This window comes from Streptomyces sp. NPDC048479 (genome assembly GCF_040651435.1).
In the GTDB taxonomy this organism is placed as follows: domain Bacteria; phylum Actinomycetota; class Actinomycetes; order Streptomycetales; family Streptomycetaceae; genus Streptomyces.
Genome location: NZ_JBEZKA010000018.1, coordinates 31,201 through 43,949, shown reverse-complemented (window position 1 = coordinate 43,949; position 12,749 = coordinate 31,201). Strand labels below are relative to the sequence as shown.

The 12,749-nt window shown below is 71.2% G+C and carries 14 protein-coding genes and 1 pseudogene; 12 read left to right on the top strand and 3 right to left on the bottom strand.

The window, feature by feature from the left end; genetic code table 11:
• Nucleotides 1-20 precede the first annotated feature (20 nt).
• Nucleotides 21-482, bottom strand: coding sequence for a DUF4439 domain-containing protein (locus tag AB0D12_RS26045; protein WP_362687462.1), 462 nt, complete (start codon nt 480-482; stop codon nt 21-23).
• Entirely contained in the window at nt 479-967 is a 489-nt protein-coding gene (locus AB0D12_RS26040) for a hypothetical protein (protein ID WP_362687459.1), read from the bottom strand. The genes AB0D12_RS26045 and AB0D12_RS26040 overlap by 4 nt, the downstream gene beginning before the upstream one ends.
• Before the next feature lie 154 nt (nt 968-1,121).
• Here AB0D12_RS26040 and rimP point away from each other — a divergent pair, with 154 nt between their 5' ends.
• The 12 genes and pseudogenes from rimP to AB0D12_RS25980 all read left to right on the top strand — a co-directional run bounded on the left by rimP (nt 1,122) and on the right by AB0D12_RS25980 (nt 11,698).
• The gene (rimP, locus tag AB0D12_RS26035; protein WP_362687456.1) at nt 1,122-1,628 is read left to right on the top strand and encodes a ribosome maturation factor RimP; all 507 of its coding nucleotides are present in this window, start codon (nt 1,122-1,124) and stop codon (nt 1,626-1,628) included.
• Between the two features lie 2 nt (nt 1,629-1,630).
• Nucleotides 1,631-2,668 carry a transcription termination factor NusA gene (gene nusA, locus AB0D12_RS26030; RefSeq protein WP_362687453.1) on the top strand — a complete coding sequence of 346 codons (1,038 nt, stop codon included), beginning with the start codon at nt 1,631-1,633 and terminating at the stop codon, nt 2,666-2,668.
• A gap of 152 nt (nt 2,669-2,820) precedes the next feature.
• Nucleotides 2,821-3,099, top strand: a complete 279-nt coding sequence (locus tag AB0D12_RS26025; RefSeq protein ID WP_362687450.1) for a YlxR family protein — start codon at nt 2,821-2,823, stop codon at nt 3,097-3,099.
• A gap of 148 nt (nt 3,100-3,247) precedes the next feature.
• Nucleotides 3,248-6,379, top strand: coding sequence for a translation initiation factor IF-2 (infB, locus tag AB0D12_RS26020; RefSeq protein WP_362687447.1), 3,132 nt, complete (start codon nt 3,248-3,250; stop codon nt 6,377-6,379).
• Nucleotides 6,380-6,530: 151 nt separating this feature from the next.
• A complete protein-coding gene (locus AB0D12_RS26015; protein ID WP_362687444.1) occupies nt 6,531-6,824 on the top strand; it encodes a DUF503 domain-containing protein in 294 nt (97 codons plus the stop codon).
• Between the two features lie 29 nt (nt 6,825-6,853).
• Nucleotides 6,854-7,309, top strand: a complete 456-nt coding sequence (rbfA, locus tag AB0D12_RS26010) for a 30S ribosome-binding factor RbfA (RefSeq protein WP_327326406.1) — start codon at nt 6,854-6,856, stop codon at nt 7,307-7,309.
• Nucleotides 7,306-8,205, top strand: a complete 900-nt coding sequence (truB, locus tag AB0D12_RS26005; RefSeq protein ID WP_362687441.1) for a tRNA pseudouridine(55) synthase TruB — start codon at nt 7,306-7,308, stop codon at nt 8,203-8,205. The genes rbfA and truB overlap by 4 nt, the downstream gene beginning before the upstream one ends.
• Nucleotides 8,206-8,405: 200 nt before the next feature.
• Nucleotides 8,406-9,351 (top strand): annotated as a pseudogene (locus tag AB0D12_RS26000) (trypsin-like peptidase domain-containing protein); the annotation flags it as partial.
• The gene (locus tag AB0D12_RS25995; RefSeq protein ID WP_362687766.1) at nt 9,351-9,644 is read left to right on the top strand and encodes a hypothetical protein; all 294 of its coding nucleotides are present in this window, start codon (nt 9,351-9,353) and stop codon (nt 9,642-9,644) included. The pseudogene AB0D12_RS26000 and the gene AB0D12_RS25995, both read left to right, overlap by 1 nt.
• Entirely contained in the window at nt 9,641-10,078 is a 438-nt protein-coding gene (locus tag AB0D12_RS25990; protein WP_362687763.1) for a hypothetical protein, read from the top strand. Before AB0D12_RS25995 ends, AB0D12_RS25990 begins: the two co-directional genes overlap by 4 nt.
• Nucleotides 10,079-10,249: 171 nt before the next feature.
• A complete protein-coding gene (locus AB0D12_RS25985; protein WP_362687438.1) occupies nt 10,250-10,702 on the top strand; it encodes a hypothetical protein in 453 nt (150 codons plus the stop codon).
• 51 nt (nt 10,703-10,753) lie between these two features.
• On the top strand, nt 10,754-11,698 hold the full coding sequence (locus tag AB0D12_RS25980; RefSeq protein WP_362687435.1) for a bifunctional riboflavin kinase/FAD synthetase: 945 nt from the start codon (nt 10,754-10,756) through the stop codon (nt 11,696-11,698).
• A gap of 51 nt (nt 11,699-11,749) precedes the next feature.
• Here the strand turns inward: AB0D12_RS25980 and AB0D12_RS25975 are convergent, their stop codons facing one another.
• The gene (locus tag AB0D12_RS25975) at nt 11,750-12,727 is read right to left on the bottom strand and encodes an ABC transporter ATP-binding protein (protein ID WP_362687740.1); all 978 of its coding nucleotides are present in this window, start codon (nt 12,725-12,727) and stop codon (nt 11,750-11,752) included.
• Between the last annotated feature and the right edge of the window lie 22 nt (nt 12,728-12,749).

The following is a 12,749-nucleotide window of genomic DNA, read 5'->3' as shown; positions in this document are numbered from 1 at the left end:
TCCGTTTTTCCCTTTCCGCTTCAGCGCGCTGGACGCCCACTCCGCTCGGCGAGCCCAGGAAAGGCTACGCCGCTGCCGCGCCAGCGCACCGCACGGACGGCCGCCTCGCGCAGCGAGCCCGCGGCCTCCCGCCGCAGCGGCCCTTCCGCGGCCCGTACGAGATCGGAGTAGACACCCGCGACCCGGTCCTCGAGCACCGCGGCGAGGCGCACCGCCGCGGCCGCGTCCGGCACCGGGAAGGGCAGCGCGTACGCAGGGGCCGCCGCAGCCGGCGCCCCGCCCAGATCGTGCACGGTGCGCACCAGCGCGTCCCGCTGGGCCCGGTGCGCGGCGTACGCGGCCTGGGCCTCGTCCTCCCGGTCCTCGCCGATCCGGCCGCCGACGACCCCGTACCCGTACACCGCCGCATGCTCCGCGGCGAGCGCGGCCTGTACGGCCTCCAGCGCGGCCTGTACGGCCGCCGGCGCGTCCGGCGTGCTCATCGCGCGCCACCCTTCGTCAGCAGATACGCATGCGCGGCGCCGGCCGCCGCGACGGAGGCGAGCAGCCGGGCCAGCTCGGGCTCCGCATCGACAAGGGCGGCCGTGTGCGCGTCGGAGGTACGGCGCTCAGTCGCGGCCAGTGCCTTGACCGCGGCCCCGGCATCGGCCGGAACCGGTACCGGTGGTGCCACCCGCGTCGTCCCCCCGAGCGCCGTCACGTGCTCGGCTACCGCCGTCCGCAGAGCGGTCAACTGCCCGGCCAGCGCTGGATGTTGCCTGATGGCGGCGTCGTACTGGTCACGCAGCGCGCCGCTCGTGGCGGCGAGCCTGCGCCGTAGTGCCGCCTCCGCGCGCGCCGCATCGGGCGCCGAGCCCGCCGTACGCCGTCCCTCGGGCTCATCCGTCGAACAGCCCGTCAACAGTGCGGTCGCCGCTGCCCCCGTCAGGATGAGCGCACGCCTCCGTGTTGTGCCCGTGCGCCCCACGCGTCTCTCCCTCGGGCCCGCAGTGATCATCGCCGCAGGCGAGCGTACCTGCGGGTCCGGAGCAGGTGGACGGCAACACCCCCTGGGACCGGATACCCTTTGATCTGACACGCGACGATCCCACAACAGCACACGCGGCCGAGGAGTCACCCGGATGAGCACCACCCAGAGCGAGAGGCTGCGCGGGCTGCTGGAACCGCTCGTCAGCGCCGCGGACCTGGATCTGGAAGAGATCGAGGTGTCCCGGGCGGGCAGGCGCCGCATGCTGAGGATCATCGTGGACTCCGACGAGGGCGTGGAGCTGGACGCCTGTGCCGAGCTGAGCCGCGCGATCTCCGAGAAGCTGGACGAGACGGACGCGATGGGCGAGGGCGAGTACGTCCTCGAAGTGAGCTCGCCGGGCGCCGACCGCCCCCTGACCCAGCACCGCCACTACGTACGCGCCGTCGGCCGACTGGTGAAGCTCCAGTTGCACGATGGCGAAACGGCCGAAGAGCTGGTGGCCCGCATCCTCACCGTGGACGACGAGGGACTCGACCTCGAAGTGCCGGGCGTGAAGGGGCGCAAGCCCACCGCCCGCCGTGTCACCTTCGCGGACATCGCCAAGGCACGGGTGGAGATCGAGTTCAACCGCAAGGACAAGAAGGAAGAGGAGGCGTAGCCGTGGACATCGACGTAAAGCTCCTGAAGGGCTTGGCACAAGAGAAGGAGATCCCCTTCGACCTGCTGGTCGAGGCGATCGAGTCGGCCCTCCTCATCGCGTACCACCGCACCGAGGGCAGCCGACGCCACGCGCGCGTCGTGCTCAGCCGGGACACCGGCCATGTGACGGTGTGGGCGAAGGAGGACGCGGCCGACCTCGAAGAGGGGCAGGAGGCCAAGGAGTTCGACGACACCCCCTCCGACTTCGGCCGTATCGCCGCGACCACCGCCCGTCAGGTCATCCAGCAGCGGCTGCGGGACGCCGAGAACGACGTCACCTTCGGTGAGTACGCCCGCCGTGAGGGCGATGTCGTCGCCGGCATGGTGCAGCAGGGCAAGGACCCGAAGAACGTCCTGGTGAGGCTGGACGACAAGCTTGAGGCGATCCTGCCGGTGCAGGAGCAGGTGCCGGGCGAGGAGTACACCCACGGTCTGCGGCTGCGTACGTACGTCGTCCGGGTCGCCAAGGGTGTGCGCGGCCCGTCCGTGACCCTGTCCCGCACTCACCCGAACCTGGTGAAGAAGCTCTTCGCGCTCGAGGTCCCGGAGATCGCGGACGGCTCGGTCGAGATCGCGGCGATCGCCCGCGAAGCCGGCCACCGCACCAAGATCGCCGTTCGCTCGACCCGCTCGGGCCTGAATGCCAAGGGCGCGTGCATCGGCCCGATGGGCAGCCGGGTGCGCAATGTCATGGCCGAGCTGCACGGCGAGAAGATCGACATCGTGGACTGGTCGGACGACCCGGCAGAGATGGTGGCCAACGCCCTCTCGCCGGCCCGCGTCAGCAAGGTCGAGGTCGTCGACATGGGCGCCCGTTCCGCACGGGTGACCGTCCCCGACTACCAGCTGTCGCTGGCGATCGGCAAGGAGGGGCAGAACGCCCGCCTGGCCGCCCGTCTCACCGGCTGGCGTATCGACATCCGCCCCGACACGGAGGAGAGCGACGACCAGGGTCCGGACCGGGACTCCGACCGGGACCGGGGCTCCGAACAGGGCTGAGGAATGCCGTGTCCTCCCGGGGGACACCCCCGGACCGTCGGGGCGGGCGGGATTCCGTTGCGTTGACGGCGGGATGTCACCTGGATCAAGACAACAACCGTTCGATTTTTGCCCCAAAGGGGTGAGGTCGGTCCGGGGAGGTAGACTTAGACGTGTCTGGTCGGACGCATGCCTGCGTATGCCCTGAGCGAACCTGTGTGGGATGCCGGGAGCGAGCGGCCAAGAGCGATCTGCTGCGCATCGTGATGATCGGAGACGCCTGCGTCCCCGATGATCGCGGTACGCTGCCCGGCCGGGGTGCGTATGTACACCCCGCCTTGGTCTGTCTCGACCTGGCGGTCCGCCGCCGAGCGTTCCCACGGGCCTTCAGGGCCAAGGGGCAGCTCGATACCGCGGATGTACGCCGGTATGTCGAGCAGGCAGCACCGTAAGAAGAAGTACGGCACGGAACCCCGTGCGGTCAGGTACCTCGCGAGTTGGAAGTAGGTCGAGATTGCGATGAGCACTCGATGAGTACGCGATGAGTACGCCCATGAAGTAGCGACGGTCCGGCGGTAACCCGGACCTAAAAGGAGCGAAGTGGCTAAGGTCCGGGTATACGAACTCGCCAAGGAGTTCGGGGTTGAGAGCAAGGTCGTCATGGCCAAGCTCCAAGAACTCGGTGAATTCGTCCGTTCGGCGTCCTCGACGATCGAGGCGCCGGTTGTACGCAAGTTGACTGACGCACTGCAGGGGCCCGGCGGCAACGCCGGCAAGTCCGCTGCGAAGCCCGGCGCGCCTCGTAAGGCCGCGCCCGCCAAGCCCGGCGCGCCCTCCCCGGCGTCGTCGGCCCGTCCCGCTGCCCCCAAGCCCGGCGCCCCGGCCCCCAAGCCGGCCGCAGCCGAGGTTCCGGCGAGCAGCACCCCCAGCACCCCGTCCGCCGCCCCGGCCTCTCCGGGTCCGCGTCCGGGTCCCAAGCCCGCACCGGCCAAGCCCGCTCCGGCGGCTCCGGTGCCCGCGGCCGAGTTCTCGGCCCCGGCTCCGGCCCAGCCCGCAGCGCCGCAGGCCCCCTCGCGTCCCGCGGGTGCCACCCCCGGGCCTCGTCCTGCCGGTGGCTCCGCCCGTCCGGCTCCGGCCGGCGGTCAGCGCGACGGCGGCCGTGACGGTGGCCGTGGTGGCGATCGTCCGGCGCGCCCCGCCGGTCAGGGCGCCCCGCGTCCCGGCGGCAACCGTCCGGCGGGTCCCCGTCCGGGCAACAACCCCTTCACCTCTGGTGGCTCCACCGGCATGGCGCGCCCGCAGGCGCCCCGTCCGGGTGGCGCCCCGCGCCCCGGCGGCGGTCAGGACCGTCCCGGTGCCCCGCGTCCGCAGGGTGGTCCCGGCGGCGCTCCCCGTCCGCAGGGTCAGGGCGGCGCCCGTCCGAGCCCGGGCGGTATGCCCCGCCCGCAGGGCGGCGCTCCGCGTCCTGGCGGTGCCCCCGGTGGTAACCGTCCGAACCCCGGCATGATGCCGCAGCGTCCTGCTGCCGGTCCCCGTCCTGGTGGCGGCCCCGGTGGCGGCGGTCGCGGTCCCGGTGGCGGTGGCGGCGGCGGTCGTCCCGGCGGCGCCGGTGCCGGTCGTCCCGGTGGCGGCGGCGGTTTCGCCGGTCGTCCCGGTGGCGGCGGCGGTGGCGGTCGTCCCGGTGGCGGCGGCGGTTTCGCCGGTCGTCCCGGTGGCGGTGGCCCCGGTGGTGGCGGCGGCTTCGGTGGCGGCGGTGGCCGTCCCGGCTTCGGCGGACGTCCGGGTGGTCCCGGCGGCCGTGGTGGCACGCAGGGCGCCTTCGGCCGTCCCGGCGGCCCGGCGCGTCGTGGCCGTAAGTCGAAGCGGCAGAGGCGCCAGGAGTACGAGGCCATGCAGGCCCCGTCGGTGGGCGGCGTCATGCTGCCTCGCGGCAACGGACAGTCCGTCCGTCTGTCGCGCGGTGCCTCGCTGACCGACTTCGCGGAGAAGATCAACGCCAACCCGGCGTCGCTCGTCGGCGTGATGATGAACCTCGGCGAGATGGTCACTGCCACGCAGTCCGTCTCCGACGAGACGCTGAAGTTGCTCGCGGACGAGATGAACTTCGTCCTCGAGATCGTCAGCCCCGAGGAGGAGGACCGCGAGCTGCTCGAGTCCTTCGACATCGAGTTCGGCGAGGACGAGGGCGGCGAGGAGTTCCTCGTGTCCCGTCCGCCGGTCGTGACCGTCATGGGTCACGTCGACCACGGTAAGACCCGACTGCTGGACGCGATCCGCAAGACGAATGTGGTTGCGGGCGAGGCCGGCGGTATTACGCAGCACATCGGTGCGTACCAGGTCGCCACCGAGGTCAACGGTGAAGAGCGCGCCATCACCTTCATCGACACCCCGGGTCACGAGGCGTTCACCGCCATGCGTGCGCGTGGTGCGAAGTCCACCGACATCGCGATCCTCGTGGTGGCGGCGAACGACGGTGTGATGCCGCAGACGATCGAGGCGCTGAACCACGCCAAGGCGGCCGACGTGCCGATCGTGGTCGCGGTCAACAAGATCGACGTCGAGGGTGCCGACCCGACCAAGGTGCGCGGTCAGCTCACCGAGTTCGGTCTGGTGGCCGAGGAGTACGGCGGCGACACGATGTTCGTCGACATCTCCGCCAAGCAGGGCCTCAACATCGAGAGCCTGTTGGAGGCCGTGGTCCTCACCGCGGACGCCTCGCTCGACCTGCGGGCCAACCCGGACCAGGACGCGCAGGGTATTGCGATCGAGGCTCACCTCGACCGCGGCCGCGGTGCCGTTGCGACCGTTCTGGTCCAGCGAGGCACGCTGCGCGTCGGCGACACGATGGTCGCCGGTGACGCGTACGGCCGTGTCCGCGCGATGCTCGACGACAAGGGCGAGAACGTGGAAGAGGCGGGTCCGTCGACTCCGGTCCTCGTCCTCGGTCTCACCAATGTCCCGGGTGCCGGCGACAACTTCCTGGTTGTCGACGAGGACCGTACGGCCCGTCAGATCGCCGAGAAGCGTGCCGCTCGTGAGCGGAACGCCAACTTCGCCCGCAAGGGTGTCCGGTTCTCCCTGGAGAACCTGGACGAGGCGCTCAAGGCCGGTCTGGTGCAGGAACTCAACCTCATCATCAAGGGCGACGCGTCCGGTTCGGTGGAGGCTCTCGAGTCCTCACTGCTCCAGCTCGACGTCGGCGAAGAGGTCGACATCCGCGTGCTGCACCGCGGTGTGGGTGCGGTCACCGAGTCGGACATCGACCTGGCGATGGGCTCCGACGCCATCGTCATCGGCTTCAACGTCCGCGCTGCCGGGCGTGCCCAGCAGATGGCGGAGCGCGAAGGCGTCGACGTCCGGTACTACTCGGTGATCTACCAGGCCATCGAGGAGATCGAGGCGGCCCTCAAGGGCATGCTCAAGCCGGAGTACGAAGAGGTCGAGCTCGGTACGGCGGAGATCCGCGAGATCTTCCGCTCGTCCAAGCTGGGCAACATCGCGGGTGTTCTCATCCGCTCCGGCGAGGTCAAGCGCAACACCAAGGCGCGCCTCGTCCGCGACGGCAAGGTCATCGCGGAGGACCTCAACATCCAGGGTCTGCGCCGCTTCAAGGACGACGTCACCGAGATTCGCGAAGGCTACGAGGGCGGTATCAACCTCGGAAACTTCAACGACATCAAGATCGACGACGTCATCGCGACGTACGAGATGCGCGAGAAGCCGCGCGGCTGACGCAAGAGCTGACGCACGGCATCCGGTCCGGGGCCGGTCGGCGGAGAGTATTTCCGTCGATCGGCCCCGGCCGTTCCGTGTACGGTTCTTGTGTCCCTGCCAAGAGCGGGCAGGGCCCTCTAACCCGTACCGGCGGGACATCCGGACATACATGTATGTGGGGACACTGTCCTTCGATCTGCTCCTCGGCGACGTACGTTCGTTGAAGGAGAAACGCTCCGTGATCCGCCCGATCGTTGCCGAGCTCCAGCGGAAATACGCGGTGAGCGCGGCGGAAGTGGGCGGTCAGGATCTTCACCGCCGGGCCGAGATCGGCCTGGCCGCGGTGTCCGGGGACACGGGGCACCTCGCAGATGTACTCGACCGGTGCGAGCGCCTTGTCGCCGCCCGGCCGGAGGTGGAGCTGCTGTCGGTTCGACGCAGACTCCACAGCGACGAAGACTGATTGAGCAAGGCAAAGAAGGAGAAGGACCAGTGGCCGACAACGCGCGGGCGAAGAAGCTGGCAGACCTCATCCGGGAGGTGGTCGCCGAGAAGCTGCAGCGCGGCATCAAGGACCCGCGCCTGGGTACGCACGTGACCATCACGGACACTCGTGTCACCGGCGACCTGCGGGAGGCCACGGTCTTCTACACGGTGTACGGCGACGACGAGGACCGGGCGAGTGCGGCAGCCGGGCTGGCGAGCGCCAAGGGCGTTCTGCGCTCGGCGGTCGGAGCGGCGGCGGGGACGAAGTTCACGCCGACCCTGACGTTCGTGGCGGACGCCCTCCCGGAGAACGCCAAGACGATCGAGGACCTGCTCGACAAGGCGCGTGCCTCCGACGCCAAGGTGCGTGAGGTGTCCTCGGGCGCCAAGTACGCCGGCGATGCGGACCCGTACCGCAAGCCGGAGGACGAGGACGCAGACGGGGACGAAGCCTCCGAATGACACAGCAGAACAAGACGCCGGACGGCCTTGTCATCGTCGACAAGCCGTCCGGCTTCACTTCGCACGACGTCGTCGCCAAGATGCGCGGGATCGCCAGGACCCGCCGCGTCGGACACGCGGGGACGCTCGACCCCATGGCAACCGGTGTACTGGTGCTGGGCGTGGAAAAGGCCACCAAGCTTCTCGGCCACCTCGCACTCACCGAGAAGGAGTACCTCGGCACCATCAGGCTGGGGCAGAACACCGTCACGGACGACGCGGAGGGTGAGATCACCTCCTCGGCCGATGCGTCCGCGGTCACCCGGGACGGCATCGACGCCGGCGTGGCCAGGCTGACCGGCGCGATCATGCAGGTTCCGTCGAAGGTCAGCGCCATCAAGATCGACGGAAAGCGGTCGTACGCCCGCGTCCGCGGCGGCGAGGATTTCGAGATCCCGGCCCGCCCGGTGACCGTTTCGTCGTTCCAGGTGTACGACGTCCGGGAGACCGTTGCCGAGGACGGGACGCCGGTTGTGGACCTGGTGGTCTCGGTGGTCTGCTCGTCCGGTACGTACATCCGCGCCCTCGCCCGTGACCTCGGCGCCGATCTGGGCGTCGGCGGGCATCTGACGGCGCTGCGGCGCACTCGGGTCGGTCCGTACGGACTCGATGCGGCGAAGACGCTCGACCAGCTCCAGGAGGAGCTGACGGTGATGCCGATCGCCGAGGCCGCCGCGGCCGCGTTCCCGCGCTGGGACGTGGACGAGAAGCAGGCGAAGCTCCTGACCAACGGCGTACGGCTGGACATGCCGGCGTACGACACTGCGCCGGTGGCGGTCTTCGGACCCGACGGGTGCTTCCTGGTGCTGGTGGAGGAGCAGAAGGGCAAGGCCAAGAGCCTCGCCGTCTTCGGCTGAGCTCGCGCGGCCGGTGGCCGCACCGTGGAACGGGCAGGGCCGCTGCCCGTTCCACGATCCCCCTCCGAAGGTGTCTATCCACCGCGGCCCCCGGATTCACCCCATCGGGCGGGCGCTCGGAGTGAACCGCGGGTGTATTCGGGGGCGCTTTCGGTACGCGTCCTTCTCCCGCTGATCACTGCCGACCTAACGTCGACAGCATGGGACGCGGGGACCTGGCGACGCTGGTACGTATCTGCGATCCGGCGGGGCGGCCGCGCGGGACCGGGTTCGTCGCCGACGACCGGGGCACGGTCGTGACCAGTCATGAGGCGGTCGACGGGCTGGTCCGGGTCGTGCTGCACGCGCCCGGCGGGCGTACCTGTCTCGCCGAGGCCGACGCCGTGGTTCCCCTGCCCGAGGCCGGACTGGCACTGGTACGCACCGAGGCTCGGGGTACGGCCGCTGCCGATCAGCACGCGGGAGCGGGTCGAGACGGGGACGTATGTACGGCTCGCGGCCCATGGCTGGCGGGAGGCGCGAGTGCTCGGGGCGGCGCAGGTGACGTACATCGCGACCGATCGCCTCCATCTGGTCGGCGACGCGATGGAGTTGGCGATCGGGACGGACGGCAGAGATGCCCTGCGGCTGGGTGGCGAAGCTGTCGGGGGGCCGGTGCTGGACGCCATGACAGGTGCGGTGCTGGGCGTCCTCGGCACCGCGCTGGAGGCGGGGCACCGGGCGGCGGGGTTCGCGCTGCCGCTGCGGGCCCCGGGCTTCCCGCCGGACGGGCCGCTCGCCGAGCTGCTGCGGCGCAATGCGGCGACGGTTCCCGGGTACGGGCACGACCTCAACCTGGCCGGCGTGCTGGAGCTCACCGCGACGTCCACGGGGTCGGTCGGCGGGCCGAGCGTGTGGCCCGATCCCGTTGAACGACCCGACAGCGTACGGGAGTTCGCGTCCTTCGCCGGGCTGGTCATGGGCCTGGTCGGCGATCCCGGGACGGGCCGTACGACCGAACTCTCGGCGCTCGCCGCCCGCCGTACCCGCGGTGCGGAACCGGCGCCCACCGTGTGGCTGCGCGGCGCCGATCTGCACGCCGACGACACCTCCGTCGCCAACGCGGTCGCCCGCGCGATCCGGCAGGCAGGACGTATCCTCGCCGCGTGGGCGGGGCCGCACCCGGCCCCGGTGGTGCTCCGGCGGGCGGGCACGCTCCCGGCTGCCCGTGGGCAGGGGGCTCCGCGGCCGAAGCAGGCGCGCAGAAGCTCGACGACGCTCAGTGGTGGGGTGCCCATCTCCTTGGGGAGGTCCTGTTGCGGGTGCCCGACGCCGGGACGTATCTCCCCACCCTGCGGCTGCTCGCTGAGCGGATCACCCAGCGTTCCGTACGCGAAGGCGGTCCCCAACACCTCGGTTCGGCGAGTTCGGGCCCTGGTTCTGGGACCGCTTGCGGGTGACCGAGGAGGAGCGGATCGATTTGTTGCGGCGGCTGGTGCCCGCCGACGGAGTGCCCGGGGGCCGGACCGGGCGCCGTTACCTCGATGCCGTCGCCGCGCGGCTCACCGCGGACCCCGGCGTCGTACAGCCGCTGCTGTGCCGCTGGTTCACCGACGGGACACCGCTGCCCTCGGGCCCGAACGCCGGGATACGGCCCACTGTCGCCGTCGCCGCGCAGGCGCTGCTGTATGCCTGCCGGGGCCTCGCACCCGACGACCTCGCCGAGGCTCTCGTCGCCACCGCCCACCCGCGCGCCGACGAGCTCCTCGCCGTGCTCGCGGAAGAGGAGCCGTCCGTCCTGCGCCGGGCCCTCGACCGCTGGGCCCACGACCCGCGGCCCGAGCGCCGCGCCGCGGCCGCCGCGTACGGACTGGCCACCGCTCCTCGTCCTTGATCCGGGAACCCGCGCCAGGTATCTCGAGAGGGCACTCGCGGCATTCCGCGGCGGCGACCCGGCTGCCCGCGAGCGCACTCGTGGCCGCGCTCACCACCCACCCCGAACCCGTCCTCGCCGCCTTCCAGGCCAGGCAGCCACCACCCGGGCGAGGGCGAGGGCGTCGGCGATGTGCTGCATGCCCTCGCGGAGGTCAGCACTCCGGCTCTCGCCCGCCGTGCCGCCGCGCTGGTCGGTGAGTACATCGACCACCGGCCCGACGGCGTGGCACAGGCCGCCGCGTACGTCGACCGACGCCTCGAGCAGCGCCCGCCCGCCCGCGCCGCACTGTTCCCGCTGTTCACCGGCCTGCGGCGCGGAGCGTTCCCGCCGGTACTCGCCGCGTCCGGCAGCCCCGCCCCGCGGTTGCTGCGGGTCGAGTCCTCGATGTACTGCTGGAGGAGTACGAGCGCGCGCAACCCCGAGCTTGCGCACCGCACCGGCCTGCTCCTCGTCCGTCCCCCCGAGGGCGCGACCTGCTACGACCGGCGGCTGGTCGAGCCGGCCCGCGAGGTCCCCGACGGCCGAGAGGCTCGGCAGTCCGGTGCCGATGCGAACCGAAAGCGACGGGCATGGCAGTCTTAGACCTGCGTAATCGGCAATCACGTACACAGGTTCGGGCGAGGAGCGGTCACAGTGCAGCGCTGGCGTGGCTTGGAGGACATCCCCCAGGACTGGGGACGCAGCGTCGTCACCATCGGCTCCTACGACGGCGTGCACCGTGGGCACCAGCTGATCATCGGGCGGGCAGTGGAGCGGGCGCGCGAGCTCGGCGTGCAGTCGGTCGTCGTCACCTTCGACCCGCACCCGAGCGAGGTCGTACGGCCCGGCAGCCACCCGCCGCTGCTCGCACCGCACCACCGGCGCGCGGAGCTGATGGCGGAGCTCGGCGTCGACGCGGTGCTGATCCTCCCCTTCACCACCGAGTTCTCGAAGCTGTCGCCGGCCGACTTCATCGTGAAGGTGCTGGTCGACAAGCTCCACGCATGCGCGGTCATCGAGGGGCCGAACTTCCGCTTCGGCCACAAGGCGGCCGGGAATGTCGCGTACCTGGCCGAGCTCGGCGAGACGTACGACTACGAGGTCGAGGTCGTCGACCTGTTTGTGAGCGGCGAGGCCGGCGGCGGCGAGCCGTTCTCCTCGACCCTGACGCGCCGCCTCGTCGCGGAAGGCGATGTCGAGGGCACCGCCGAGATCCTCGGCCGCCCGCACCGCGTCGAGGGCGTGGTGGTGCGCGGCGCGCAGCGCGGCCGCGAGCTGGGCTACCCGACGGCGAATGTGGAGACGCTGCCGCATACGGCGATCCCGGCGGACGGGGTGTACGCGGGGTGGCTGACCGCGGACGGCGAGCGGATGCCGGCGGCGATCTCGGTGGGCACGAACCCGCAGTTCGACGGCACGGAGCGAACGGTGGAGGCGTACGCCATCGACCGCGTGGGTCTTGATCTGTACGGGCTGCATGTGGCGGTGGACTTCCTGGCGTATGTGCGGGGCCAGGAGAAGTTCGACTCGATCGAGGCGCTGCTCGAGGCGATCGCCGATGACGTGAAACGCTGCCGCGAGATCATCGGCGTCGCCTGAGGACTCCTGTCCGGTGATCCTGGGCCCTGACCCCGGACCACCGGACAGTTTCTAGTCCCGCCCGGCCCAGTGACAGGCCACCTGGGCGCCCGCAGCACTCGCCAGTACGGGAAGGTCCCTCGTACGGCAGCTGTCCGCGACCCCTGCCCGCTCCGCCTCACCCGACGCCAGCACCTGGCAGCGTGCGTGGAAACGGCAGCCGGGCGGGATCCGGGACGGGTCCGGCGGCTCGCCCGTCAGCACCACAGGCGCACCGTCCGATTCCGGCAGTACCGACAGCAGGGCCTGCGTGTACGGGTGTTGAGGGTTCGTCAGTACGTCCTCGACCGAGCCCGACTCCACGATCCGGCCCAGGTACATCACCGCGACCCGGTCCGCGATGTTCCACGCGAGGCCCAGGTCATGGGTCACCACCAGTGCGGACAGACCCAGGTCGTCCCGCAGGCGCAGCAGCAGCGCCAGGATCTCGCCGCGTACGGACGCGTCCAGTGAGGCCACCGGCTCGTCGGCGACGATCAGCTCGGGCTGCAGAACCAGCGCGCCGGCGATGACGACGCGCTGGCGCTGACCACCGGAGAGCTCGTGCGGATACCGCAGGAAGAAGCGCTCGGGAGGCCGCAGCCCGGCCCGGGAGAGCGCCTCGGCGACGGCCTCGCGCTCGTCCCCGGCGTACCCGTGGATCCGCAGGCCCTCGGCCACCGCGTCGTACACGGTGTGCCGTGGGTTGAGGGAGCCGCTCGGATCCTGGAGCACCAGCTGGACGCGCTTGCGGTAGGTCTTGAGCGCGCGTGAGCCGTAGTCGAGCGGCTTGCCGCCGAAGGTGACCCGCCCCGACGTGGGCGGCACCAGGCCGAGCAGCGAGCGGGCCAGCGTCGTCTTGCCGCAGCCGGACTCACCGACCAGCGCGACGATCTCGCCCGCGCCGATGTCCAGGTCGACGCCGTCGACGGCACGGGCGGAAGGACCGCCGCGCCGCCCGGGAAACGTGACGTTCAGCCCGGCGGCCGAGAGCAGGGGAGTGGTGATCACGGCTGGCTCCTGACGGCGCTGC

Excerpts from the sequence above, each read along its gene's own strand:
- AB0D12_RS26045 (WP_362687462.1), bottom strand. The coding sequence starts at position 482 with ATGAGCACGCCGGACGCGCCGGCGGCCGTACAGGCCGCGCTGGAGGCC.
- rimP (WP_362687456.1), top strand. The coding sequence starts at position 1,122 with ATGAGCACCACCCAGAGCGAGAGGCTGCGCGGGCTGCTGGAACCGCTC.
- AB0D12_RS26015 (WP_362687444.1), top strand. The coding sequence starts at position 6,531 with ATGTATGTGGGGACACTGTCCTTCGATCTGCTCCTCGGCGACGTACGT.
- truB (WP_362687441.1), top strand. The coding sequence starts at position 7,306 with ATGACACAGCAGAACAAGACGCCGGACGGCCTTGTCATCGTCGACAAG.